Origin of the sequence: Streptomyces sp. XM4193 (assembly GCF_023072595.1) — a bacterium.
GTDB lineage: Bacteria > Actinomycetota > Actinomycetes > Streptomycetales > Streptomycetaceae > Streptomyces.
In genome coordinates, this window is the sequence record NZ_JALLGK010000011.1 from 48,443 (window position 1) to 72,768 (window position 24,326).

23 protein-coding genes and 1 pseudogene are annotated in these 24,326 nt (G+C 71.1%); 22 read left to right on the top strand and 2 right to left on the bottom strand.

Translation table 11 applies throughout. The annotated features are described in order from the left end of the window. The first annotated feature begins 63 nt into the window (after positions 1–63). The 4 genes from MTQ01_RS22935 (at position 64) to ffh (ending at position 6,201) form a co-directional block, all read left to right on the top strand. A complete protein-coding gene (locus MTQ01_RS22935; RefSeq protein WP_247492743.1) occupies positions 64–1,323 on the top strand; it encodes an ammonium transporter in 1,260 nt (419 codons plus the stop codon). Next, positions 1,320–1,658 carry a P-II family nitrogen regulator gene (locus MTQ01_RS22940; protein WP_247492744.1) on the top strand — a complete coding sequence of 113 codons (339 nt, stop codon included), beginning with the start codon at positions 1,320–1,322 and terminating at the stop codon, positions 1,656–1,658. The genes MTQ01_RS22935 and MTQ01_RS22940 overlap by 4 nt, the downstream gene beginning before the upstream one ends. A gap of 154 nt (positions 1,659–1,812) precedes the next feature. Continuing rightward, complete coding sequence (locus MTQ01_RS22945; protein ID WP_247492745.1) at positions 1,813–4,536, top strand: HD domain-containing protein; 2,724 nt, start codon at positions 1,813–1,815, stop codon at positions 4,534–4,536. 105 nt (positions 4,537–4,641) lie between these two features. Next, positions 4,642–6,201, top strand: a complete 1,560-nt coding sequence (gene ffh, locus MTQ01_RS22950; protein WP_247492746.1) for a signal recognition particle protein — start codon at positions 4,642–4,644, stop codon at positions 6,199–6,201. Positions 6,202–6,319: 118 nt separating this feature from the next. Here ffh and MTQ01_RS22955 read toward each other — a convergent pair whose 3' ends face one another. After that, complete coding sequence (locus tag MTQ01_RS22955) at positions 6,320–7,108, bottom strand: methyltransferase domain-containing protein (RefSeq protein WP_247492747.1); 789 nt, start codon at positions 7,106–7,108, stop codon at positions 6,320–6,322. A gap of 631 nt (positions 7,109–7,739) precedes the next feature. Here MTQ01_RS22955 and MTQ01_RS22960 point away from each other — a divergent pair. The 16 genes and pseudogenes from MTQ01_RS22960 (at position 7,740) to MTQ01_RS23035 (ending at position 21,059) form a co-directional block, all read left to right on the top strand. Next, complete coding sequence (locus MTQ01_RS22960; protein WP_211042045.1) at positions 7,740–8,348, top strand: hypothetical protein; 609 nt, start codon at positions 7,740–7,742, stop codon at positions 8,346–8,348. A 256-nt stretch (positions 8,349–8,604) separates the two neighbouring features. Next, a complete protein-coding gene (gene rpsP, locus MTQ01_RS22965) occupies positions 8,605–9,039 on the top strand; it encodes a 30S ribosomal protein S16 (protein ID WP_247492748.1) in 435 nt (144 codons plus the stop codon). Between the two features lie 2 nt (positions 9,040–9,041). Beyond that, positions 9,042–9,281 carry an RNA-binding protein gene (locus MTQ01_RS22970; protein ID WP_247492749.1) on the top strand — a complete coding sequence of 80 codons (240 nt, stop codon included), beginning with the start codon at positions 9,042–9,044 and terminating at the stop codon, positions 9,279–9,281. A 145-nt stretch (positions 9,282–9,426) separates the two neighbouring features. Further along, positions 9,427–9,948, top strand: a complete 522-nt coding sequence (gene rimM / locus MTQ01_RS22975) for a ribosome maturation factor RimM (protein ID WP_247492751.1) — start codon at positions 9,427–9,429, stop codon at positions 9,946–9,948. Continuing rightward, the gene (trmD, locus tag MTQ01_RS22980) at positions 9,945–10,754 is read left to right on the top strand and encodes a tRNA (guanosine(37)-N1)-methyltransferase TrmD (protein ID WP_247492753.1); all 810 of its coding nucleotides are present in this window, start codon (positions 9,945–9,947) and stop codon (positions 10,752–10,754) included. Before rimM ends, trmD begins: the two co-directional genes overlap by 4 nt. Before the next feature lie 130 nt (positions 10,755–10,884). Then, positions 10,885–11,235, top strand: coding sequence for a 50S ribosomal protein L19 (gene rplS, locus MTQ01_RS22985; protein WP_247492755.1), 351 nt, complete (start codon positions 10,885–10,887; stop codon positions 11,233–11,235). 86 nt (positions 11,236–11,321) lie between these two features. Beyond that, positions 11,322–12,014 (top strand): signal peptidase I, encoded by a 693-nt coding sequence (gene lepB / locus MTQ01_RS22990; protein ID WP_247492846.1) that lies wholly within the window; start codon positions 11,322–11,324, stop codon positions 12,012–12,014. A gap of 244 nt (positions 12,015–12,258) precedes the next feature. Beyond that, a pseudogene (lepB, locus tag MTQ01_RS25335) lies at positions 12,259–12,732 on the top strand (signal peptidase I); the annotation flags it as partial. Between the two features lie 313 nt (positions 12,733–13,045). After that, positions 13,046–13,981, top strand: a complete 936-nt coding sequence (lepB, locus tag MTQ01_RS23000) for a signal peptidase I (protein WP_308294434.1) — start codon at positions 13,046–13,048, stop codon at positions 13,979–13,981. A gap of 121 nt (positions 13,982–14,102) precedes the next feature. Continuing rightward, positions 14,103–14,831 carry a signal peptidase I gene (gene lepB, locus MTQ01_RS23005; protein ID WP_247492759.1) on the top strand — a complete coding sequence of 243 codons (729 nt, stop codon included), beginning with the start codon at positions 14,103–14,105 and terminating at the stop codon, positions 14,829–14,831. Positions 14,832–14,871: 40 nt separating this feature from the next. After that, a complete protein-coding gene (locus MTQ01_RS23010; RefSeq protein ID WP_211042053.1) occupies positions 14,872–15,195 on the top strand; it encodes a DUF2469 domain-containing protein in 324 nt (107 codons plus the stop codon). Positions 15,196–15,957: 762 nt separating this feature from the next. After that, positions 15,958–16,332 (top strand): YraN family protein, encoded by a 375-nt coding sequence (locus MTQ01_RS23015; protein WP_247492760.1) that lies wholly within the window; start codon positions 15,958–15,960, stop codon positions 16,330–16,332. Beyond that, positions 16,332–17,939, top strand: coding sequence for a YifB family Mg chelatase-like AAA ATPase (locus MTQ01_RS23020; RefSeq protein WP_247492763.1), 1,608 nt, complete (start codon positions 16,332–16,334; stop codon positions 17,937–17,939). The genes MTQ01_RS23015 and MTQ01_RS23020 overlap by 1 nt, the downstream gene beginning before the upstream one ends. Next, complete coding sequence (gene dprA, locus MTQ01_RS23025; RefSeq protein WP_374207844.1) at positions 17,936–19,228, top strand: DNA-processing protein DprA; 1,293 nt, start codon at positions 17,936–17,938, stop codon at positions 19,226–19,228. The genes MTQ01_RS23020 and dprA overlap by 4 nt, the downstream gene beginning before the upstream one ends. Before the next feature lie 283 nt (positions 19,229–19,511). Beyond that, positions 19,512–20,336 (top strand): RNA polymerase sigma factor WhiG, encoded by an 825-nt coding sequence (gene whiG, locus MTQ01_RS23030; protein WP_247492765.1) that lies wholly within the window; start codon positions 19,512–19,514, stop codon positions 20,334–20,336. Between the two features lie 144 nt (positions 20,337–20,480). Then, on the top strand, positions 20,481–21,059 hold the full coding sequence (locus MTQ01_RS23035; RefSeq protein WP_247492849.1) for a TetR/AcrR family transcriptional regulator: 579 nt from the start codon (positions 20,481–20,483) through the stop codon (positions 21,057–21,059). Here the strand turns inward: MTQ01_RS23035 and MTQ01_RS25340 are convergent. Further along, positions 20,992–21,948, bottom strand: a complete 957-nt coding sequence (locus tag MTQ01_RS25340) for a M23 family metallopeptidase (RefSeq protein ID WP_374207845.1) — start codon at positions 21,946–21,948, stop codon at positions 20,992–20,994. The genes MTQ01_RS23035 and MTQ01_RS25340 overlap by 68 nt on opposite strands. 303 nt (positions 21,949–22,251) lie before the next feature. Here MTQ01_RS25340 and rpsB point away from each other — a divergent pair, with 303 nt between their 5' ends. Further along, complete coding sequence (gene rpsB / locus MTQ01_RS23040) at positions 22,252–23,142, top strand: 30S ribosomal protein S2 (RefSeq protein ID WP_247492767.1); 891 nt, start codon at positions 22,252–22,254, stop codon at positions 23,140–23,142. A 216-nt stretch (positions 23,143–23,358) separates the two neighbouring features. Beyond that, positions 23,359–24,192: a translation elongation factor Ts gene (gene tsf / locus MTQ01_RS23045; RefSeq protein ID WP_247492769.1), complete on the top strand. Its 834-nt coding sequence runs from the start codon at positions 23,359–23,361 to the stop codon at positions 24,190–24,192. The last annotated feature ends 134 nt before the right edge of the window (positions 24,193–24,326 follow it).

Sequence of the window (24,326 nt, forward strand, 5' to 3'; positions counted from 1 at the left end):
GTGTGTGCCCACCCGCACTTCAGCACCTGCCCGCAACAGGTCGTGACTTCGAGGAGACGTCCATTGAACGGCGCGGACACCGCATTCGTACTGATCAGCGCAGCGCTGGTCATGTTGATGACGCCGGGCCTGGCCTTCTTCTACGGAGGAATGGTCCGGGTCAAGAGCGCACTGAACATGTTGATGATGTCCTTCATCGCACTGGGCATCTCCAGCGTTCTCTATGTTCTCTACGGCTACTCCCTCGCCTTCTCGGGCGACAACGCAGGACTGATCGGAAATCTCGACCTCGTCGGGCTGAAGGGAATCGGGGCGGAGACGCTCACCGGTGACGACGGAATTCCGGTGTTCGCCTTCGTGCTCTTCCAGATGCTCTTCGCGGTGATCACCCCCGCGCTGATCAGCGGGGCGCTCGCCGACCGCGTCAAGTTCAGCGCCTGGGCGGTGTTCGTCGCGCTGTGGATCTCCCTGGTGTACTTCCCCGTGGCGCACTGGGTCTGGGCCGAGGGCGGCTGGCTGTACGAGCTGGAGGTCATCGACTTCGCCGGCGGCACCGCCGTCCACATCAACGCCGGTGTGGCCGCGCTCGCCGCGGTCCTGGTGGTGGGCAAGCGGATCGGGTTCAAGAAGGACCCGATGCGCCCGCACAACCTGCCACTGGTCGTACTGGGCGCCGCGCTGCTGTGGTTCGGCTGGTTCGGCTTCAACGCGGGCTCCGCCCTCGCCGCCGACGGCACCGCCGCGAACATGGCGCTCAACACCCAGGTCGGCACCGGCGCCGCCGTACTGGGCTGGCTGGTCTACGAGCGCATCCGGCACGGAGCGTTCACCACGCTGGGCGCCGCTTCCGGAGCCATCGCCGGTCTGGTCGCCATCACCCCCTCCGGCGCGCACATCAACGCCCTGGGCGCGATCGTCATCGGACTGGTCTCCGGGCTGGTCTGCTCCTGGGCGGTCAGCCTCAAGTTCAAGCTGGGCTACGACGATTCACTCGATGTGGTGGGAGTCCACCTGGTGGGCGGCCTCATCGGAACCCTGCTGGTCGGATTCCTGGCCACCGAGGGCGCCGGGCTGACCCAGTTCGGCAAGCAGGCGCTCGGCGCGGCCTCCGTGATGGCCTTCACCTTCGTGGCCACCTGGCTGCTGGCCAAGCTGATCGATCTGACCATGGGCTTCCGGGCCACCGAGGACGACGAGCTCGCCGGCGTCGATCAGGCGTACCACGCGGAGACGGCGTACGACTACAGCCAGGCGGGACGCTCCTCGGGCGGACACCACACCGAGGCAGCAACCACCGGCGAGCAGAAGAAGGTTGACGCATGAGGCTCATCACCGCAGTCATCAAGCCGCACCGCCTCGACGAGGTGAAGGACGCGCTCCAGGCGTTCGGCGTACAGGGCCTGACCGTCACTGAAGCCAGCGGCTACGGACGCCAGCGCGGTCACACCGAGATCTACCGGGGCGCCGAGTACACCGTCGACCTCGTACCGAAGATCCGCATCGAGGTCCTGGTCGAGGACGAGGACGCCGAGCAACTGCTGGACGTGGTGGTCAAGGCCGCCCGCACCGGGAAGATCGGCGACGGCAAGGTGTGGACCAGCCCGGTCGAGACGGTGGTCCGGGTCAGAACCGGCGACCGGGGTCCCGCGGCGGTCTGAAGCGGTTCCCTACGGCATCCGCCGTCCCAGGCGGCTGCGGCCCTCCCCTCCGACCGACGGGGCGGGCCGCAGCCGCGGCACTTCCGGTCACCACCGCCCTCCCGTACCGGTACGGGAGGGCGAACGCCTCGCAGGGACAAGGGAGTTGAAGCCCATGAGCAGCGCCGTCGAACCCGGGACCGAGGACCTGGCCCGCACCGCCTCCGAACCCGCCGCAGTTGCCGCAGCCCGCCCCGACCGGGTGGACGAAGACCGGCACGGTGCCCACAGCCGCAACGCAGAACCCGATTACCCGGCCGCGCGGCTGCGGCTGCTGCGACACCCGGACGACGACGCCCTCCCGCAGGGACGCACCCGCCGCGCCGCACTCGCCGAACTGACCGACCGATGGCTCACCTCGCTGCTCGGACGCGGCCCCGTCGGCGCCGTGGCGCTGGTCGCCGTCGGCGGATACGGACGCCGCGAACTCTCGCCGCGCAGCGACCTCGATCTGCTGCTCCTGCACGACGGAACCCTGCCGACCGGGGAACTCGGCGCGGTGGCGGACCGGATCTGGTACCCGGTCTGGGATCTGGGCCTCGCGCTCGACCACTCGGTGCGCACCCCCGAGCAGGCACGCGAGCTGGCCGCCGTGGATCTGAAGGTCCAACTCGGTCTGCTGGACGCCCGGCACATCGCGGGCGACGCGGGTCTGACCGCCAGACTGCGCACCGAAGTGCTCGGTCAGTGGCGCAACCGCGCCGCACAACGCCTGCCGCAGCTGCGGGAGTTGGCCCTCGAGCGCTCCGAACGTCACGGAGAGCTCCAGTACCTGCTCGAACCCGATCTCAAGGAGGCCCACGGCGGACTCCGCGACGCCACCGTGCTGCGCGCAGTCGCCGCCTCCTGGCTGGCCGACGCCCCGCGAGCGGGGCTGCCGCAGGCCGGCCACACCCTGCTCGACGTGCGCGACGCGCTCCAACTCACCACGGGCCGTGCCACCAACCGGCTCGGGCTGCACGAACAGGACCAGGTCGCCGCCGCCCTCGGCCTGCTGGACGCCGACGAGCTGCTGCGCCGGGTCTACGAGGCCGCCCGAACCATCTCCTTCGCGAGCGAGGTGACCTGGCGCGAGGTCGGCCGCGTACTCCGCGCCCGCCGACCCGCCACGATCCCCTCCGCCGAGGCGCCCTCCACGGAGGCGCCCTCCGTCGTCGCGGCGGCTCCCGCCCCGGACGAGTCGGGCCTCCTGCCGAGCTCCTCGGGTCCCGCCCCGAGCGTCGCGGCCGGACCGCCGCGGGGCGGGTGGCCGTACGCGGCCGAGGGCGACGGGCGTCCGACCGGTGCCGCGGTGCGCGGCCGCCGGCCTGCCACCGCCGTGCCGCTCGCCGAGGGCGTCGTCGAGCAGGACGGCGAGGCGGTGCTCACCCGTACCGCCCGGCCCGGACGCGATCCCGGCCTGGTACTGCGGGTCGCCGCCGCGGCGGCCCGTGCCGGAATTCCGCCCGCGCTCGCCACCTTTCGACGGCTGGCCCGGGAGGGCGCCGCACTGCCGACGCCCTGGCCGGCGGAGGCGCGCGAGGACTTCGTCGCGCTGCTCGGAGCGGGCCGGGCAGCGCTGCCGGTGTGGGACGCCCTGGAGGCCGAGGGGCTGGTCTGCGCCCTGCTGCCGGACTGGGAACGGGTGCGATGCAGGCCGCAGCGGAACGCCGTCCACCGCTGGACCGTGGACCGCCATCTGGTCGAGACGGTCGTGGAGGCGTGCGCGCTCACCCGTCGTGTGAGCCGGCCCGACCTGCTCCTCGTCGGCGCGCTGCTGCACGACATCGGCAAGGGCTGGCCCGGCGACCACAGCGTCACCGGCGAGACCATCGCTCGTGACATGGCGAACCGGATGGGCTTCGCCGCAGCCGACACCGACGTGCTCGGGAGGCTCGTGCGACACCATCTGCTGCTGGTGGAGACGGCGACCCGGCGCGATCCGGACGACCCCGAGACGGTCGCCGCCGTCGCCCAACCGATCGGAGACCGCGGCACCCTGGAGCTGCTGCACGCCCTGACGGAGGCGGACGCCCGGGCGACCGGCCCCGGCGCCTGGTCCACGTGGCGGGCGGGCCTCGTCGCCGATCTGGTGCGCCGCACCGACGCCGCGCTCGACGGCCGACCGGCCGAGGCACCCGCCTGCGAGCCGGGCCCGCACAGCCGCCGTCTGGCGGCGGAGGTCGGCAGGACGGGCCGCCCCGCGCTCGTACTGCTCACCGCCGAGCAGCCGCAGTCCGCGGCGGCGGGCTCGTCCGAACCCGACGGCTCCGCGCCCGCCGCCACCTCTCCGCGTCCCGCGGGTATGGAGCTGCTGATGGCCGTGCCCGACCGGCCCTCTGCCCTGTCCACCGCCGCGGGAGTGCTCGCACGACACCGCATCACCGTGCGCTCCGCCGAGTTGACCGCGTCGGAGGCGGTCGGCGGAGCCGGGGTGACGCTGCTGAGCTGGCGGATCCTCGCGGAGTACGGAGCGCTGCCGCACTCCGCGCGGCTGCGCGCCGATCTGGTGCGGGCCTGGGAGGGCAGCCTCGACGTCGCCGCCGCACCGGCCGACCGCGAGCCCTCGGCGAGCGGCCCGGGGCGGGTGCGCGCGGCGCGTCCGGCGCCACGGGTGAGCGTCCTGGCCGGGGACACCGACACGGTGGTCGAAGTGCGAGCCGCGGACGGCACCGGACTGCTCCGTCGCATCGCAGCCGCCCTCGAGGCGTACGGCGTGGTGGTCCGCGGCGCGCACGTCAGTACGCTCGGCGCCGACGCGGTCGACACCTTCCGGGTGACGGGCCCGGGCGGCGCACCGCTCGCGCCGTGCGAGACACGGGCGTTGGCGGAGGCGGTGGAGCGGGCCGCGGCGGTCTGAGGCAGGTGTGGTCCAGGCTCACCGGACCCGCGGGGGCCAGATACCCTTGGGGGTCACCGTCGACTTGACCACCCAGACCGACAACGCGAAGGATCCGCGACCGCCGTGTTCGACACTCTCTCCGATCGCCTGGCAGCGACGTTCAAAAACCTCAGGGGCAAGGGCCGCCTGAGCGAGGCGGACATCGACGCCACGGCGCGCGAGATCCGTATCGCCCTGCTGGAGGCGGACGTCGCGCTTCCCGTCGTGCGGGCCTTCATCAAGCAGGTGAAGGAGCGTGCGGCCGGCGCCGAGGTCTCCAAGGCGCTCAACCCCGCCCAGCAGGTCATCAAGATCGTCAACGAGGAGCTCGTCGGCATCCTCGGCGGCGAGACCCGTCAGCTGCGGTTCGCCAAGAAGCCGCCGACGGTGATCATGCTCGCCGGCCTCCAGGGCGCGGGCAAGACCACTCTGGCCGGCAAGCTCGGCCGGTGGCTGAAGGACAAGGGCCACACCCCGCTGCTGGTCGCCTGCGACCTCCAGCGCCCCAACGCGGTGAACCAGCTCTCGGTCGTCGCCGAGCGCGCCGGCGTCGGCATCTACGCGCCCGAGCCGGGGAACGGCGTCGGCGATCCGGTCCAGGTCGCCCGCGACTCGATCGAGTACGCCCGCACCAAGCAGCACGACGTGGTCGTCGTCGACACCGCGGGACGCCTGGGCATCGACCAGGAGCTGATGGAGCAGGCCGCCGACATCAGGGACGCGGTCAGCCCCGACGAGGTCCTGTTCGTGGTCGACGCCATGATCGGCCAGGACGCGGTCAACACCGCCGAGGCCTTCCGGGACGGCGTCGGCTTCGACGGTGTCGTGCTCTCCAAGCTCGACGGTGACGCCCGCGGTGGTGCCGCGCTCTCCATCGCGCAGGTCACCGGCCGTCAGATCATGTTCGCCTCCAACGGCGAGAAGCTGGACGACTTCGACGCCTTCCACCCCGACCGGATGGCCTCGCGCATCCTGGGCATGGGCGACGTCCTCAGTCTGATCGAGAAGGCCGAGCAGACCTTCGATCAGCAAGAGGCCGAGAAGATGGCCGCCAAGCTGGCGAAGGGGCCCAAGGAGTTCACGCTCGACGACTTCCTGGCCCAGATGGAGCAGGTCCGCAAGATGGGCTCCATCTCCAAGCTGCTCGGGATGATGCCGGGCATGGGCCAGATGAAGGACCAGATCAACAATCTGGACGAGAAGGACGTCGACCGCACCGCCGCGATCATCAAGTCGATGACCCCGGGGGAGCGGCACGAGCCCACCATCATCAACGGCTCCCGCCGCGCCCGTATCGCAGCCGGTTCCGGCGTGGACGTCAGCGCTGTGAAGAACCTGGTCGAGCGGTTCTTCGAGGCGCGCAAGATGATGTCGAAGATGGCCCAGGGCGGCGGAATGCCGGGCATGCCGGGGATGCCGGGGATGGGTGGCGGCCCGGGCAAGAAGAAGGGCAAGCCGCAGAAGAAGGCCAAGGGCAAGCGCCGTTCCGGCAACCCGATGAAGCGCAAGGAAGAGGAGCAGGCGGCGGCGGACCGCAAGGCGGCCTCCGGCGGCGCCTTCGGGCTTCCCGGCGCCGGCGAGGGCCCGGAGTCCTTCGAACTGCCCAAGGAGTTCCGGGACATGCTCCCGCCGGGCCAGAAGTAGTACGCGCACTCCGCCGTATCGGCCCTCGCCTCGTGGCGGGGGCCGGTCGCGTTCGAGGGGCGGGAAGTCCGCGCGCGGGTCGTACGGCCGCGGACGCCCCCTTCGGGGAGGGGCGGCGTCAGGCTGCGCGGGCCACCACGTAGTGGAAGAGATTGGACAGCCACACCGTGCCGTCGGGGCGTCGTCGCTCCCGCAGCACCTCCGCGAGTTCGCGGCCCAGGCGTTCCTCGTCGGCCTCCTGCTCGATCCGTCGGTGCACTCCGGTCGACAGCAGTCCCCGCACGGCGCTGTCCACATCGGCGTACCCGAACGGGCACTGCACCTGGCCGCTGTCGGCGACGTCCAACCCCGCGCCTGCGGCCAGGCCCTCCAGCGCGTCGCGCCCGCCGGCCGGCTGGTGCGTGCCGTCCGGCTCGGGATCGGTCAGCCGGTGTGCGCGACGCAGCGCGTCGGTGGCCGCGCACTCCTCGGCCGTTCCCCAGCCGGCGAGGACGACGGGGCTGCCCGGCTGCGTCCTGGCCGCCGCCTCCTGCAGCGCACCGGCTGAGGAACCGGTGTCGAAGACGGTCACCAGGTCGTAGCTGCGTCCCTCGGGCAGTCGGTCGGGGCCGCCCGGCAGCAGCTGCACCGACCAGGACCGGGCGCCCCACTGGGGTGCGGGCGCGAGCCGGGCACGCGCCAGCGCGAGACGGGCGGGGTCGAGCTCGGTCCCCACCACTCGCGCGCCCCGCGCGGCGGCCAGCAGCAGCGCCAGTCCGGAACCGCAGCCGAGGCCGAGCATCCGGGTGCGGGAGCCGACGCCGAGATGCTGGTACACGGCTTCGTACAGCGGCACCAGCATGCGTTCCTGGATCTCTGCCCAGTCCTTGGCGGATCGCAGGTGCTGAGGGGTGAGCGTTGACATCATGGCGGGCGCCCCAATCGCGGAGGACGGATCTTCGGAACGTGCGTACCCCCGGGTGCCGGCGTACGTCCTCCGGGACGGTCTGCCCGCTTCAGTCAGGGAACGTCCATATCCGGGCGCCGTCCAGTGGGACACGGTGGCTCCGGCGGCCTTGCGGTGGGTGGTGTCGGCACGCAACGGTGGGGTGGTGTGGGGGAGACGGCGGGTCCGCCGTAAGATGCTTGCCATGCACACGTTCGTTTGAGCGGTGCGTCGCCCGCCCCCGGCGGGTGACGAGGCCGAACGGAGATCCGCGGCTGAGCCCGGAGATCCCGGCGGGGCGGTACGCCCTCCCCGGTGCGGGTGGCGAGTCGCAGGCCGGTGAAGCAGCCGGTGCGACCTTCCCCCGCTCGAGTGAACCGATCTGTGCGCAGGGGGCGACGCGAGAGCGTTCGCGACGGACGACGGCGACGCACGGCAGGTCGCCGCGCTCCGACGGAGCTGGATCGCGCCGAGGTGCCGATGTACCGATTCGGCACTACGTCCCGTACTGGGTCAGCTGTGCGAGTCCTCCCGGGATGCTCGCGAACTGACTGGTACGTGCAAAATATTCGATCTGCTCGGGAATCGGAACACTGGGGGCCCTAGGCTCGTTATGTACGACGTGAGCACGACACCACCTGTCCTGGCCGCCGAGCTGGCAGCCGCTTGGGGCGACATTCAGCGCAATCACCCCGAGCTGCCCGACCTGGCCGCGCCCGAATCACTGATCGGAGAGTCCTCGTCCGCCTGCGGCGCGGAGCTCTCTTTCGAACGGCTGCTGCACGAGGCAGTCCACGGCATCGCCGCCGCGCGCGGAATCCGGGACACCTCGCGGGCGGGCCGCTACCACAACCGTCGATTCCTGTCCGTCGCCGAGGAGTTGGGTCTCCAGCACGTGGAGGAACCGCACCCGAGCAGCGGCTTCTCGCTCGTCGCCATGACGCCGGAGTGCCGCAAGCGGTACCGGTCCACCGCCGACCGTCTGCGTCGGGCGCTGCGGGCGCACTCGGTCGCCACCCGCGGCGACACCCCCCGCAGCTTCCGCGGTCCGGCCGCGCGGCACGGCTCCTCCGGGGGCGGTGTGCGGGTCAAGGCCGTCTGCGACTGCGGTCGCAACGTCCGGGTCGTACCGTCCGTGCTGGAGCAGGCGCCGATCATGTGCGGCGCCTGCGGCAAGCAGTTCCGCATCCCGCCCGAGCGTGAGCCGGTCGCCGTCGCCTGAGCGGGCGGCCGTGCGAGAGCGGCTGCGCGGGCGGTCCCAGCGGTCGTCGGCGCCGTCCGTGCCGGTCACCGGTTCGATGTGATATCGGCCGGTGGCCGGGCGGGTTCGGCGGTGTGGCACAATGGGCGGCTGTACTCGACAGCCGCACGGACCCCTCTCTCCTCCGGCTGACGCGTCCATCGGACACCTCGGGTACCACAACCCCACGTGGCACCCACCGTGCTCCACCACGTCAAGACCAGGAGACACCACAGCTGTGGCAGTCAAGATCAAGCTGAAGCGTCTGGGCAAGATCCGTTCGCCTCACTACCGCATCATCATCGCCGACTCCCGCACCCGCCGTGACGGCCGTGCGATCGAGGAGATCGGCCTGTACCACCCGGTGCAGAACCCCTCGCGCATCGAGGTCGACTCGGAGCGCGTGCAGTACTGGCTGGGTGTCGGCGCACAGCCGACCGAGCCGGTGCAGGCGATCCTCAAGGTCACCGGTGACTGGCAGAAGTTCAAGGGCCTGCCGGCCCCGGAGCCGATGAAGGTCGCCGAGCCGAAGGCCGGTCACGAGGGTCTCTTCGAGTCCCTGACCAAGGCCGCCGGTGACGAGCCCAAGGGCGAGGCCATCACCAAGAAGGCCAAGAAGGCCGACAAGTCCGCCGACGCCGAGGAGACCTCGGCCGAGTCGACCGAGGCCTGAGGATGCTCGAGGAAGCCCTCGAGCACCTGGTCAAGGGCATCGTCGATCATCCCGACGAGGTGCAGGTCGAATCCCGCAACCTCCGTCGTGGACGGGTGCTGGAAGTCCGGGTCCACCCGGACGACCTGGGGAAGGTGATCGGCCGCAACGGCCGTACGGCCCGTTCCCTGCGCACCGTCGTGGGCGCGCTCGGAGGCCGTGGCATCCGCGTCGACCTGGTCGACGTCGACGCCATCCGCTGACGCGGAACACAGCATGTCACCGGCACGGGCCGGGGACCGAAGGCCGTTTCGGCCCGCCGTCCCCGGCCCGTGCCGCGTTGTCACACCGGCGCGCGCATCCGGGCGCCGCAGCAGACGCGAACCCAGCAGAGGCGAAGGACAGACAGTGCAGCTCGTAGTCGCGCGGATCGGCCGTGCTCACGGGATCAAGGGCGAGGTCACCGTGGAGGTGCGCACCGACGAGCCGGAGCTGCGGCTCGGCCCCGGCGCCGTACTGCACACCGACCCCGCCGAACGGGGCCCGCTCACCATCGAGACCGGCCGGGTGCACAGCGGGCGTCTGCTCCTGCGCTTCGAGGGAGTGCGGGACCGCACGGGCGCGGAGGCGATCCGCAACACCCTGCTGATCGCCGACATCGACCCGGAGGACACCCCGGAGGATCCCGAGGAGTTCTACGACCACCAGCTGGTCGACCTCGAGGTCGTCACCACCGAGGGCGTCGTCGTCGGGCGCATCGAGGAGATCGCCCACCTGCCGGCGCAGGACCTGCTCATCGTGCGTCGTGCCGACGGCGGCGAGGTGCTGGTGCCCTTCGTCGCCGAGATCGTTCCCGAGATCGACCTGGACGAGCAGCGCGCCGTCATCGATCCGCCCCCCGGCCTGCTCGCAGAGGAGGGCTCGGAGTGAGGCTGGACGTCGTCACCATCTTCCCCGAGTACCTGGAACCCCTGAACGTCTCGCTCGTCGGCAAGGCACGTGCGCGGGGGCAGTTGGACGTGCGGATCCACCATCTGCGGGAGTGGACCCACGACCGCCACCACACCGTTGACGACACGCCCTACGGCGGCGGCCCCGGCATGGTGATGAAACCGGACCCGTGGGGCGAGGCACTGGACGAGGTCATCGGCTCGGGCGAGGGCGAGCCGGTGATCGTCGTACCGACTCCCAGCGGCCGGCCGTTCACCCAGCAGCTGGCCCAGGAGCTCTCGGAGCGCCCCTGGCTGGTCTTCACCCCCGCGCGGTACGAGGGCATCGACCGCCGGGTGATCGAGGAGTACGCCGAGCGCCACGACGTGCGGGAGATCTCCATCGGCGACTATGTGCTCGCGGGCGGCGAGGCGCCGGTGCTGGTGATGGTCGAGGCGGTGGCCCGGCTGCTTCCCGGAGTGCTCGGCAACGCCGACTCCCACCGGGACGACTCCTTCGCGACCGGCGCCATGGCCAATCTCCTCGAGGGCCCCGTCTACACCAAGCCGCCGCTGTGGCGGGACCGAGGCATCCCCGAGGTGCTGCTCAGCGGTCACCACGGCCGGATCGAACGCTGGCGCCGGGACCGCGCGCTGGAGCGCACCAGCGCCCACCGCCCCGATCTGGTCCGGGAGTTGGACGCAGGGACACTCGACAAGCAGGACCGGGCGGCGCTTGCCGCGCTGGGCTGGCAGGAGGACCGGGACGGCCGATTTTGGCGACCGGACGTCCCCGTGGAAGAATGACCGGCTGTGCCCGGCGTCGGCGCGCGACCCTGCCACAGGGGGACCAACGCCGCCGGATGTGGGGCTACTCCATCATCATCCACACACTTCCGCCGATGACCTGTGGCATGGGCGAGGAAAGCAGACGAGCATGTCCAACCTTCTCGACTCCGTCGACTCCGCGTCGCTGCGCAGCGACATCCCGAACTTCCGGCCCGGCGACACGGTCAACGTGCACGTCCGCGTCATCGAGGGCTCGCGCTCGCGTGTCCAGCAGTTCAAGGGCGCCGTCATCCGCCGCCAGGGCTCGGGCGTCCGCGAGACCTTCACGGTCCGCAAGGTCAGCTTCGGCGTGGGCGTCGAGCGCACCTTCCCGGTGCACACCCCCGTGGTGGAGAAGATCGAGCGCGTGACCCGCGGTGACGTGCGTCGCGCGAAGCTGTACTACCTCCGCGACCTGCGCGGCAAGGCCGCCAAGATCAAGGAGAAGCGCGAGAACTGAGGCTCTTCGCGAGGCCCGTGCCTCGCGGAGACCCATCGGGGCCGGGGCCGCGGAGCTGGGCCCACCGTCCGATGGACAGCGACCCGATGGACACCTCCGCTCAGCAGCCGGAACGCGACCGCTCGCCCGACCCCTCGTGGGGACGGGTCGGACGGTCGCGTTTCGTGCGTGCGGCCCTGGTCGCGGGTGGGCTGGTGGCGGCCCTGATGCTGTTCAGCGGCCTGGTCGCACAGCCGTACGCGATCCCCAGCGACTCCATGGCGAACACCCTCAAACCGGGCGATCGCATTCTGGTGAACAAGCTCGCCTACCGATTCGGCAACCTTCCGCAGCGCGGAGACGTTGTTGTCTTTGACGGGACCGGGTCGTTCACGGAGGCGACCGAGTCCGATCCGCTGGGTGACCTGGTGCGCTCGGCGGGCGCCGTAGTTGGACTCGCGTCGCCTCCGGGTAGTGACTACGTCAAGCGCGTCGTCGGCACCGAGGGCGACCGCATCAAGTGCTGCGACTCAACGGGGAGGCTCGAGGTGAACGGCAAGCCGCTGGAAGAGCCGTACATCCACCCGCAGGACCGGCCTTCCGAGGTGCCGTTCGACACGCTGGTGCCGACCGGCCGGCTGTGGGTGATGGGCGACCACCGCTCCGATTCCCAGGACTCCCGCCATTTCCTGGGCCATCCCGGTGGCGGGACCGTGCCGGTCGACAAGGTGATAGGCCGGGCGGAGCGGGTCATCTGGCCGTTCGGCAGATCGGCGGACATCGGGGCGTCCCGTGGGTAAGCGCGGAAAGCCCGCATCGGGGCACGGCCGTGCGGCGGCTCGCGGTCGGCACTCCTCCGACGGGGAGCAGCCCTCCGCGCCGACGCCGTCAGGTCCGACCCTGCGCGGGCCGGGCGAGGGGCGTGCCGCCCGGCGGCGTGCGGCCAAGCGCATCAAGCGGCGCCGCCGGCTCTCCGCCACCAAGGAGATCCCGATCCTGATAGGGGTGGCGCTGCTGATAGCGCTGTTCCTCAAGACGTTCCTGGTGCAGGCCTTCGTCATCCCGTCGGGCTCGATGGAGCAGACGATCAAGATCGACGACCGGGTGCTGGTCGACAAGCTCACCCCGTGGTTCGGCTCGCGCCCGGAGCGCGGCGACGTCGTGGTCTTCAAGGACCCGGGCGGCTGGCTGGAGCCCGGCGAGCTTCCCGCGGCCAACGACCCGCCGGTGATCAAGCAGCTGAAGCAGGGGCTGACGTTCATCGGGATTCTGCCGAGCGACGACGAGCAGGATCTGATCAAACGTGTGGTCGCCGTCGGCGGCGACAACGTGAAGTGCTGCGACAAGAACGGCCGGGTCTCGGTCAACGGCGAGCCGATCGACGAGCCCTATCTCCACCCGGGAAACAAGCCCTCCCGGATGAACTTCGACGTGGACGTCCCCAAGGGACGCATCTTCGTCCTGGGGGACCACCGCGAGAACTCGGCCGACTCCCGCTACCACCTCAAGGACCCCGGGAAGGGGACCATCTCCGAGGACCTGGTGGTGGGCAAGGCCGTCGTCATCGCCTGGCCGTACAAGAACTGGGGCAGCCTGGAGGAGCCCGGCGCGTACGCCTCGGTCCCCGACGGCGGAAGCAGCGGCCCCGAGGTGACCAGCAGCGGCGCCGCGCAGCCGGGCAGTGTACGCGACGGACCCGGGCCAGGGGCGGGAGAGAATCTCCTGGTGACTCTCCCGAGCCCTGCGGAACTCCCGCTCGTTATGGGAGTGGTGGGCCTGCGTCGGTTGTCGGCCAGGCGGCAAAGCAGCGTGAGGAGTGGATGTGGGGGACTTGGCGGTTGGCGCGCGGTCCGGTTCTGGCGGAGACGAGCCCGAGGGGCGACTCGACGACCGGAACGAGCGACCTGGGGCCGAGCACCGCGAGCCGGCCGGAGCGCAGGAGCCGACCGGGGCCGGGGAGACCGATGCCACCGAGACCGGTGGTGACGACGCCGGGCGGCACGCGAAGCGCAAGAAGCAGCGTTCGTTCTGGCGGGAGCTGCCGCTGCTCATCGGTATCGCCCTGATCCTGGCCCTGTTGATCAAGACCTTCCTGCTGCAGGCGTTCTCGATTCCCTCGGACTCGATGCAGAACACCCTTCAGCGCGGGGACCGGGTGCTGGTCGACAAGCTGACACCGTGGTTCGGTTCGACGCCGGAGCGGGGCGAGGTCGTTGTCTTCCAGGACCCGGGCGGCTGGCTGGACGGCCCCGAGGTCTCGGAGAACTTCATCCAGAAGTCGCTGAGCTTCATCGGCCTGATGCCGTCTGCCAACGACAAGGACCTCATCAAGCGAGTGATCGCCACCGGAGGCGACACCGTCGCCTGCGAGGAGGGCGGTCAGGTCACGGTCAACGGCCGGACGCTGGACGAGTCGTCCTACCTCTTCCCGGGCAACATCCCGTGCGAGCGGGACGGGTTCGGGCCCGTCAAGGTGCCCGAGGGCCGGCTCTGGGTGATGGGCGACCACCGCCAGGACAGCCTGGACTCGCGCTACCACCAGCAGCTCCCGGGCAAGGGCACGATCTCCGAGGAGGACGTCGTGGGCCGCGCGGTGGTCATCGGCTGGCCGCCCAACAGGTGGAGCACGCTTGCGGTGCCCGACGCCTACGACCAGAACCTCTCCGCCGCCGGAGCAGCGACGCCTGCCGCCCTCGGGCTGCTCGGCGCGCTGCCGATCGTCCTGGTGCGCAGGAGGCGCCTGCTGCGCGCCGACCAGGGCGACTGAGCGGAACCATGTGGCGGGCCGCACGGCCGGTCCGGCCGATTCTCGGCCGCCGGCCGCTCCGCGGTGAGTGAAGTGACTCGGCGGTAGGGTGCGCCCAGGCCGGCGGATCTCGGGAGCTGTGATGAGCACTGACACGGAAGAACGAGCGGGACGGCAGGCCCGTACGGGACACGCGATCTCCTCGGTCGCGGTGGCGCTGGGCTGCGTACTGTTCCTGGGCGGCTTCGCCTGGGGCGCGTACCAGTACCAGCCGTACACCGTCCCGACGGACTCGATGACCCCGACGGTCTCCGCGGGTGAGCGCGTGCTCGCCCAGCGCATCGACGGCTCGGAGGTCCGCCGCGGCGACGTCGTCGTCTTCGAGGACTCGCAGTGGGGCGACATGCCGATGCTCAAGCGGGTGGTCGGGGTCGGCGGCGACAAGGTCGTCTGCTGCGACAGCCAGGGCCGCCTCGCCGTCAACGGCACTCCGGTCGAGGAGCCGTACCGCAGCGGCGGCAAGCGTGCCTCGCCGACCGACTTCAGCGCCACCGTCCCCTCCGGCAGGCTCTTCCTGCTCGGCGACAAGAGGGACAGCTCCCTGGACTCCCGCGAGCACCTGGAGGACAGCGCGGAAGGCGCCGTGCGACGGGACACGGTGCGTGCCAGGGTCGACGCGACCGTCTGGCCGATGGGGGACGCGGGGAGGGTCGGCCGGCCGGCCGCGTTCGCCGAGCTGCCGGGAGGTGTCTCCGCGCCGGGTCCGCTGGAGCCGGTGCTGTGGACCTCCGGGGTCGGCGTGGCCCTGATACTGGCGGGCGCCGCGTACGGCCCGTTTGCGCGGCGGGGCGGACGGCAGGCTGCACCCTGACGCACAATGGGGGAACGCACGGCTGAAGGGGAACACCGCCATGAGCGCCGAGGATCTCGAGAAGTACGAAACCGAGATGGAGCTGAAGCTCTACCGGGAGTACCGGGATGTCGTCGGTCTGTTCAAGTACGTGATCGAGACCGAGCGGCGTTTCTATCTCACGAACGACTACGAGATGCATGTCCACTCCGACCAGGGCGAGGTCTTCTTCGAGGTCGCCATGGCGGACGCCTGGGTCTGGGACATGTACCGACCCGCCCGCTTCGTCAAGCAGGTACGGGTGCTGACGTTCAAGGACGTGAACATCGAGGAGCTCAACAAGAGCGACCTCAATCTGCCGGAGGACTCCGGCTTCGGCACCTGACGCCGCCCTCCGCGCCGCCCTCCGCGCCGCTGTCCGCCGTCCCGGTACGGGTGTCTCCCGGTGCCCGTACCGGCGGTGCGGCCAGCGCGTCGAGCGGGGCGGAGGTCGTCATGGGTGCCCCTTCGCCGACCGATCGGTTCGCTCGTGCCTGTGCCTGTGCCTGTGCATGCGCGGCTCCTGGAGGGTGCGCGCGTCTGTGCCGTGTGCGCGTCCCGGCCGTGCTCGGAGTCGAAGGTATCTCCAAGATCACCGCAGTGCGACGGTCGTCCGGCCGGAATCACCCGATGACGCGAATCCTTCGCTTTCGCCGGAACGAGCCGGTGCGTATCAGGTAGAGGCGCCCGGTTCGCGGGTGCGACGCGACGCGGCCCGGTCTGCTACGGCCAGGTCCACTCGCTTCCCGAGCGCAGCCCAGCAGCCTCGAATGCGCTGATCAACGGCTCCGACGGCTCCGACGGCTCTTACGGGTCTCACGGCTCTGACGGCGCCGACGGCCCTGCGGAAGCCGGTCGTGCACCGCACCCACCGCACCGCAGCGCCCGCCCGCTTGACCTGCTCTGCTCACGACACGGGCGCCACCCCGGCCGGCTGTGATGCCCACGACCGGACAACAGCACGCGACCGCAGGTGCCACGCCGCCACTCGCAGAACTCCCCTTTCGAGTGGCGGAGTTGTCCACAACCGGCGAGTTGTACACAGAAATTCATCAAGATCCACTTCCTCCCGATTCTTCGTTCAGAGTCCGGGGTGGAGGTGGTGGAGATGAACATGCGCAATGCAATCGGCCGCTACGGCGAGGACCTCGCGGCGCGACGGCTGCGGGAGTCCGGCATGGCGATCCTGGAGCGCAACTGGCGCTGCCGGGAAGGCGAGCTGGACATCGTTGCCCGCCAGGCGGACGCCCTGGTGGTGTGCGAGGTGAAGACCCGCAGGCTCGGCGGCTACGAGCATCCCTTCGCGGCTGTCACTCCGCGCAAGGCGGAGCGGCTTCGCAGGCTTGCCTCGCGCTGGCTGTGCGAGCGGTGGATCAGCCGGTACGGCCGCCCGCCGCACGGCGGGGTGCGGATCGATCTGGTGGGCGTTCTGCTGCCCGCGGCGGGCGCACCGCTGGTCCAGCACGTCAGGGGGATCGCCTGATGGGCTTCGCCAGGACCTGCTCGGTCGCGCTGGTGGGTGTCGAGGGCGTGCTGGTCGAGGTGCAGGCGGATCTGGAGCCGGGCGTCGCGACCTTCACCCTCGTCGGACTGCCCGACAAGTCGCTCGTCGAGAGTCGGGACCGGGTGCGCGCGGCGGTGGTGAACTCCGGCGTCGACTGGCCGCAGAAGAAACTCACGGTCGGGCTCAGCCCGGCAGCCGTGCCCAAGGGCGGCAGCGGTTTCGACCTCGCGGTCGCCTGCGCCGTGCTCGGGGCGGCGGAGCGCATCGACCCGCGTCGGCTGACCGATCTGCTCATGATCGGAGAGCTGGGGCTCGACGGCAGGGTGCGCCCGGTGCGGGGCGTGCTGCCGGCGGTGCTGGCCGCTGCCGATGCCGGGTACCGGCAGGTCGTCGTACCGGAGCAGACGGCGGCCGAGGCCGCGCTCGTGCCAGAAGTGGCGGTGCTCGGAGTGCGGAGCCTGGGCCAGCTCATCGCGGTGCTGATGGACGAGGCCGTGCCGGAGGAGGAGCCGGTCGCGGCCGACGGCCTGCCAGACCTTGGCCTGGCCGGGCTCGCGGTGCCGGGCGGCGGGCTGTCGCCCGGAGGCGGCGCCGCGGTCGACCTCTGCGAGGTCGCCGGCCAGCACACGGCGCGTGCGGCGCTGGAGGTGGCGGCCGCGGGTCGGCACCACCTCTTCCTGAAGGGGCCTCCCGGAGCCGGCAAGACGCTTCTCGCCGAGCGGCTGCCGGGCATTCTGCCGCCGCTCAGCAAGCAGGAGTCCTTGGAGGCGACCGCGGTGCACTCGGTGGCCGGGGTGCTCCCGCACGGTCAACCGCTGGTCTCCCGGCCGCCGTACTACGCGCCGCACCACTCCGCCAGCATGGCCTCGCTCATCGGTGGCGGCACCGGTCTGCCCAGGCCCGGAGCGGTGTCCCTCGCCCACCACGGGGTGCTCTTCCTGGACGAGGCCGCGGAGTGCGCACCCAGGGTCCTGGACGCGTTGAGGCAACCTCTGGAATCCGGCCACGTCATGATCGCCCGATCCCAGGGCATGTTGCGGATGCCGGCGAGGCTTCAGCTGGTGCTGGCCGCCAACCCCTGCCCCTGCGGGAGGCACGGCACCACCGCGGGGGAGTGCGAATGCCGCCCCGCGGCCGTCCGTCGCTACCGGGCGAGACTGTCCGGACCGTTGCTGGACAGGGTCGACCTCCGGGTGCAGGTCGAGCCGGTGAGCCGGGCGGAGCTGCTCGCGGCCGTCCGCAGCGCGGAGAGCACGGCGACCGTCGCGGCGCGGGTGGCGGTGGCGAGGCAGCGCGCACAGGAGCGTCTGACCGGCACGCCCTGGCGCACCAACAACGAGGTGCCCGGGCACGAGCTCCGTACGCGCTGGCCGTTGGAGCGGGGCGCCCTGAGCACGGTGGAGAGCGATATGGAGCGCGGGTTTCTCACCGCGCGGGGCCTGGACCGAGTGCTGCGGGTCGCTTGGACCCTCGCCGATCTCGCGGACCACGCACGTCCCACCAAGGAGGACGTCGACCTCGCGCTGGAGCTGCGGACAGGGGTGAGCCGCGGAGCGGTGGCCACCGGAAGCGGCGCGGCGCGGTGAGCGCCCAGGGCCTGGGGCTGCCCGTGCCGAGTGAGGAAGGCGGTGCCGGGCCGCCCGTGCTGCCCGGGGCGGGGGGTGCCGCCGGTGAGCCGGTCGGTGCGGCTGAACGCCCGGTGGAGACCGTCCTGTTGGCCGAGCGCTGTGCGCGTGCCGCGTTGACGAGGGCGGCGGAGCCGGGAGACGTACGACTGGGCCGGCTGCTGGCCGAGCAGGGGGCCCAGTGGGTCTACGGCGCGCTGCGCGAAGGCCGCCCGCTGCCGGGAGTCGGTGAGCGGCGGCTGAGCACCTGGCGGGCGCGTATCGAGGAGGCCAGGCCGGAGGAGGAGCTTGCCGAGGTGGCCGCGTTGGGCGGCCGGTTCCTGTGCCCCGGGGACCGGGAGTGGCCGGTGCAGCTGGACGATCTGGGCGAGGCGCGACCGGTGGGGCTCTGGGTCCGGGGCAGATGCTCGTTGCGGTTCGCCGCGCTGCGGTCGGCCGCTGTGGTGGGCGCCCGTGCCTGCTCGGGGTACGGGTTGCAGGTCGCCGCGCAGCTCTCGGCCGAGTTGGCCGACCGTGGCTGGTGTGTGACCTCCGGTGCTGCCTTCGGGGTCGACGGAGCTGCACACCGCGGGGTGCTGGGCGCGGAGGGGCTGACGATCGGGGTGCTCGCCTGCGGCGTCGACCGCGCCTATCCGGCGTCCAACGGCGAGCTGATCGCCCGGATCGCGGAGAGAGGTGTGCTGGTCGCAGAGCTCCCGCTCGGCGCGCACCCCACCCGCAGCCGGTTCCTGGAGCGCAACCGGCTGATCGCGGCGCTCACCCGCGGCACGGTGGTGGTCGAGGCCCAGGTGCGCAGTGGCTCGTTGGTGACCGCCCGCCGAGCCGCGGAGCTCGGCAGGTATGTGATGGGTGTGCCGGGGCCGGTGACCTCGCAGCTCTCGGCGGGTGTGCACCGACTGCTGCGCGAGGAGGGGGAGTTGGTCACCAGTGCGGCGGAGGTCATCGAGCTCATCGGGGACATCGGCGAGCTCGCGCCCAGGCAGGAGGGCGCTGTGCTGCCGCGGGACCTGCTGCATCCGCGCTGTCGGGAGGTCCTGGAGGCGCTGCCCGCCCGTACGGCAGTTACCGCGCTGAGCCTTTCGCGGCGGCTCCGCATGGTCGAAGTGGAGGTGCGCGCCAGGCTGCTGGAGCTCGGCACCCTCGGCTTCGTCGAACGGCAGGGAGGCCACTGGCAGCTCACACGTGCGTGCGAGGACCACCAACGGGTGACCGAACGGTCCTTGAACTGCGGCGATTCAGTGAAATGGTGAGGGCATGCACGCAGTTCGGTGGATTCCGGGACCGCGCGGACGACGCCATCCGGCTCGCGTGTACCACCAGGGTGCGGGGCGAAGAACGTATCTGCGGATGCCGGAGGGAAGGTTCATCGCCGGTTGTGGCCGATTGGTCACGTTACGCTCACGTGGTTCCCCCACCGCGTCAGCCCTGGTGAATGACCCCGGCGTCAGACCACCGGCCCGCCGATGCCGCCACCCGGCACTCCGGCACCCTCCCCTGACGCCTCAACCACGGCAGAACTGCTCCAGGTGACGAATGCCCCACCAGACCCCCGTCTCCACACGTACGGCGCCGGCCGCCGCGCCGCGTCCTCCCGCGCCCACCACGCTGGAGGAGCTGTGGGCGCGGTACAAGGGCACCGGGGACGAGAATCTGCGCGAGCAACTGATCCTGCACTACTCGCCGTTGGTCAAGTACGTCGCCGGCCGGGTCAGCGTCGGCCTGCCGCCCAACGTCGAGCAGGCGGACTTCGTCTCCTCCGGAGTGTTCGGACTCATCGACGCCATCGAGAAGTTCGACCTCGATCGCGCCATCAAGTTCGAGACGTACGCGATCTCCAGAATTCGCGGAGCGATGATCGACGAGCTTCGGGCGATGGACTGGATCCCTCGTTCGGTGCGGCAGAAGGCGCGGGCCGTCGAGCGTGCGTACGCCACGTTGGAGGCCGCTCTGCGCCGGACGCCGAACGAGGCGGAGGTGGCGGCCGAGATGGGCGTCGGCGTCGAGGAGCTGCACAGCGTTTTCAGTCAGCTGTCGCTGGCCAACGTGGTGGCCCTGGAGGAGCTGCTCCACGTCGGCGGGGAGGGCGGGGACCGACTGAGCCTGATGGACACCCTGGAGGACACCGCTGCCGACAACCCGGTGGAGATCGCCGAGGGGCGAGAGGTGAAGAGGTTGCTCGCCCGGGCGATCAACACCCTTCCCGACCGGGAGAAGACCGTCGTCACCCTCTACTACTACGAGGGTCTGACGCTCGCGGAGATCGGTGCCGTCCTCGGTGTCACCGAGAGCCGGGTGAGCCAGATCCACACCAAGTCGGTGCTGCAGCTCCGCGCGAAGATGGCCGACGTGGCCGGCTGACGCCGACGTTGCGCATTTGCGTGTTGCGCGCTGCGCTGCGGCACGGTGTGCATGGTGCGGCAGTGACGCCGGCGGTTCCGGGGCTTTCGTCGAGCTGGTCGCATTATTTAAGGTGGGAGCGTGCCCAGGATTCGAGCGGCCTCGGTGGCCGAGCACCGGACGATGCAGCGCGGCGCCCTCCTGGACGCCGCGAGATCACTGCTGTCGGAGGGCGGCACGGAGGCGCTGACCTTTCCGGCGCTCGCCGAGCGCACGGGTCTCGCCCGCTCCTCCGTCTATGAGTACTTTCGCTCGCGCGCCGCTGTCGTCGAGGAGCTGTGCGCGGTCGATTTCCCGATCTGGGCCGCCGAGGTGGAGATGGCGATGCAGTCGGCCACCAGTGCCGAAGCGCAGATCGAGGCGTATGTACGCACCCAGCTCGCGCTGGTGGGGGACCGCCGACACCGGGCAGTGGTCGCCATCTCCGCCAGCGAGCTGGACCAGGGCGCCCGCGAGAAGATCCGCGCGGCCCACGGTGGGCTGATCGCCATGACCGTCCAGGCGCTCGAGCAGCTCGGTCACCAGCAGCCGAGGCTTGCGGCGATGCTGCTGCAGGGTGTGGTGGACGCGGCGGTGCGCCGTATCGAGCTCGGAGTGGCCGAGCCGGGCTCCGAGGTCACCGAGGCGGCTGTGGCGATGGCGCTGCACGGCGTCCGGGGCGAACGCCCCGGGGCGGCCGGCTGAGGCTCCGTCGAGCTCTTCTCCGCCTTCCGGCGCGAGACCGTTCGGGGCTCCTCGGCGTCCGCGGGCTCCCGGCGCGGATCCGGTGGCCGGCCCACAGCGCGGCAGCGGTGAGGGCCAGCGACGGTCCGGTCAGGGCGAAGCTCCCCGGGTCCGGGCGGTTTTCGGCGCCGGTCGGCTGTGTGCGGTCCGAGATCGCGACGACGGACTCCGCCGGATCCTCGAAGGTCGGTCGGCTCGTGCCGCTCTCCTCACCGCCCGCGCCGGACTCCGCTTGCCGCCAAGACTCCGCATGCTGCCTGGGCTCCGCTTGCCACACGGCCTGCGCGCGGCGCCGGCCCTCCACGGCCGAGTCGTCCTCCGCTCCCGATCCCTCCTCCGCCCCCGGGTCGCCCGTCGTCTGCGTCGGTCCATCCGTGGGCGGCGTCGGCTCGCGCGATGGCACCGGCAGCAGCACGGGACGCACGGGGTGCACGTACGCCAGCGGGTCGAGGTAGCGCTCACCGCGGAGCAGCCCCCAGTGGAGGCAGACGCGACGGCCGCAGTGGCCGGCGGCGGCCTGCAGCGTGCCGACGGGCTGCCCTGCCGACACTCGCTCGCCCGCGCTCACTTCGGGCTCAACCGGCTCGTACGTCGTGCGGAGCGGCGGGCTCGTGCCGCCGTCGAGAACCAGTGAGACCACGCCTCGGCCCGCCACCGTGCCGGCGAAGGCGATCGTCCCGGGACCGGAGGCGACGACCTCCTGTCCTGCCGGACCTGCCAGATCCACTCCTCGGTGACCTGCGGACCAGGGCTTCGGAGGCGGCTCGAAGCGGCGCTCGATCCGGGGCTCGGGCAGCGGCCAGACCAGGGAGAACGCCGCTCCGACGGCGGCGAGGAGAGAGAGCCACATGCCCAGCACTCTGACACCGCCTCAGATGACTTGGGAGATACGGGCGGAATCTGTGGACAACTGCCCAGTTGTGGAAAACTCACCGTGGCGTCAGGCGCCGCGGGGGTCCCGTACACTTCTGATGGCGACCCGGGTCACCGGGTCGACTTCGCGCGCCCCGCCACCCCAGCAAGGTGGCCGCGTCGCTCGGTCCCTCGAATCGCCCTCACTCCGGGCGGAATCGCGGGCAGCCACGCGCAGGGGCGCCAGGAGCGCTCGCCATCCCGGCGGCGCTGACAACCGAGTACCACAAGGAGAACGGCCATGGCCGTCGTCACGATGCGGGAGCTGCTGGAGAGCGGCGTCCACTTCGGTCACCAGACCCGTCGCTGGAACCCGAAGATGAAGCGTTTCATCTTCACCGAGCGCAACGGCATCTACATCATCGACCTGCTCCAGTCGCTGTCGTACATCGACCGCGCCTACGAGTTCGTCAAGCAGACCGTCGCCCACGGCGGTTCGATCATGTTCGTCGGCACCAAGAAGCAGGCCCAGGAGGCCATCGCCGAGCAGGCCACGCGCGTGGGCATGCCCTACGTCAACCAGCGCTGGCTCGGCGGCATGCTGACCAACTTCTCCACCGTCCACAAGAGGCTGCAGCGCCTCAAGGAGCTCGAGCAGATCGACTTCGAGGACGTGGCCGCCTCCGGCCTCACCAAGAAGGAGCTGCTCGTCCTCTCCCGTGAGAAGGCGAAGCTGGAGAAGACCCTCGGCGGTATCCGCGACATGGCCAAGGTGCCCAGCGCCGTGTGGATCGTGGACACCAAGAAGGAGCACATCGCCGTCGGTGAGGCGCGCAAGCTCAACATCCCGGTCGTCGCGATCCTCGACACCAACTGCGACCCGGACGAGGTCGACTACAAGATCCCGGGCAACGACGACGCGATCCGCTCCGTCACGCTGCTCACCCGTGTGATCGCGGACGCGGTCGCCGAGGGTCTGATCGCCCGCTCCGGTGCTGCCGAGGCCAAGGGTGGCGAGAAGGCCGCCGAGCCGCTGCCCGAGTGGGAGCGCGACCTGCTCGAGGGCGAGGGCGAGGCCAAGAAGAGCGAGGACGCTCCGAAGGCCGACGAGGCCGCTAAGGCCGAGGACGCCCCCAAGGCCGACGAGGCCCCGAAGGCCGACGAGGCCGAGAAGCCGGCCGAGCAGGCCTGATCTCCGTGTCGGGGCGGGGCACCCCGGTGGTGCCCCGCCCCACTCGAACCACTCTCCTCCGCCGAGCGGACTCCGGCAGGCGCCTCCCTGCGCCAGACGCCGCCCCCCGACAGGGGAGGCGGCCGTCCAGCCGACCGTGACGGCGACCTCATGACCGACGAGCCCATCGAGCGCCGAGCGCCGTACGGGCCCAGTGGACACCAAAGGAACTGAAGGATGGCGAACTACACCGCCGCTGACGTCAAGAAGCTCCGCGAGCAGACCGGCGCCGGCATGATGGACTGCAAGAAGGCTCTCGACGAGGCCGACGGCAACGTCGACAAGGCCATCGAGGTCCTGCGGGTCAAGGGTCAGAAGGGCGTCGCCAAGCGCGAGTCCCGCACCGCCTCCAACGGCGCCGTCGTCTCCCTCATCGCCGAGGACGCCACCTCGGGTGTGCTGGTCGAGCTGAAGTGCGAGACGGACTTCGTCGCCAAGGGCGACAAGTTCCAGGCCGCCGCGAACGCCCTCGCCGCGCACGTGGCCGCCACCAAGCCGGCCGACCTCGACGCGCTGCTCGCCTCGGAGCTCGAGGGCCAGACCGTGCAGGCCTACGTCGACGCGAAGAACGCCGAGCTCGGCGAGAAGATCGTCCTCGACCGCTTCGCCCAGTTCTCCGGCGGCTTCGTCGCTTCCTACCTGCACCGCACCATGCCCGACCTGCCGCCGCAGGTGGGTGTGCTGGTGGAGCTGGACAAGGAGAACGCCGAGATCGCCAAGGACGTGGCGCAGCACATCGCCGCGTTCGCGCCCAAGTACCTCTCCCGCGAGGACGTTCCGGCCGAGACGCTGGAGCACGAGCGTCACGTCGCCGAGGCGACCGCCAAGGAGGAGGGCAAGCCCGAGGCGGCACTCCCCAAGATCGTCGAGGGTCGTGTCTTCGGCTTCCTGAAGGAGAACTGCCTTCTGGACCAGCCGTTCGCCAAGGACAACAAGAAGTCGGTCCAGAAGGTTCTGGACGAGGCCGGGGTTTCGCTGAAGCACTTCGCCCGCTTCCGCGTCGGTGCCTGACCGTCCCGCTTACGCCGTAGCCGGTGAGGCGATCGGAGACCGACCCGATAGGGTCGGTCCGGCAGCACCGACCGGGGCGGACATCGTGTCCGAGCCCGGTGCGGAGCGCCACAGCTGACACGAGCTGAGCCGAG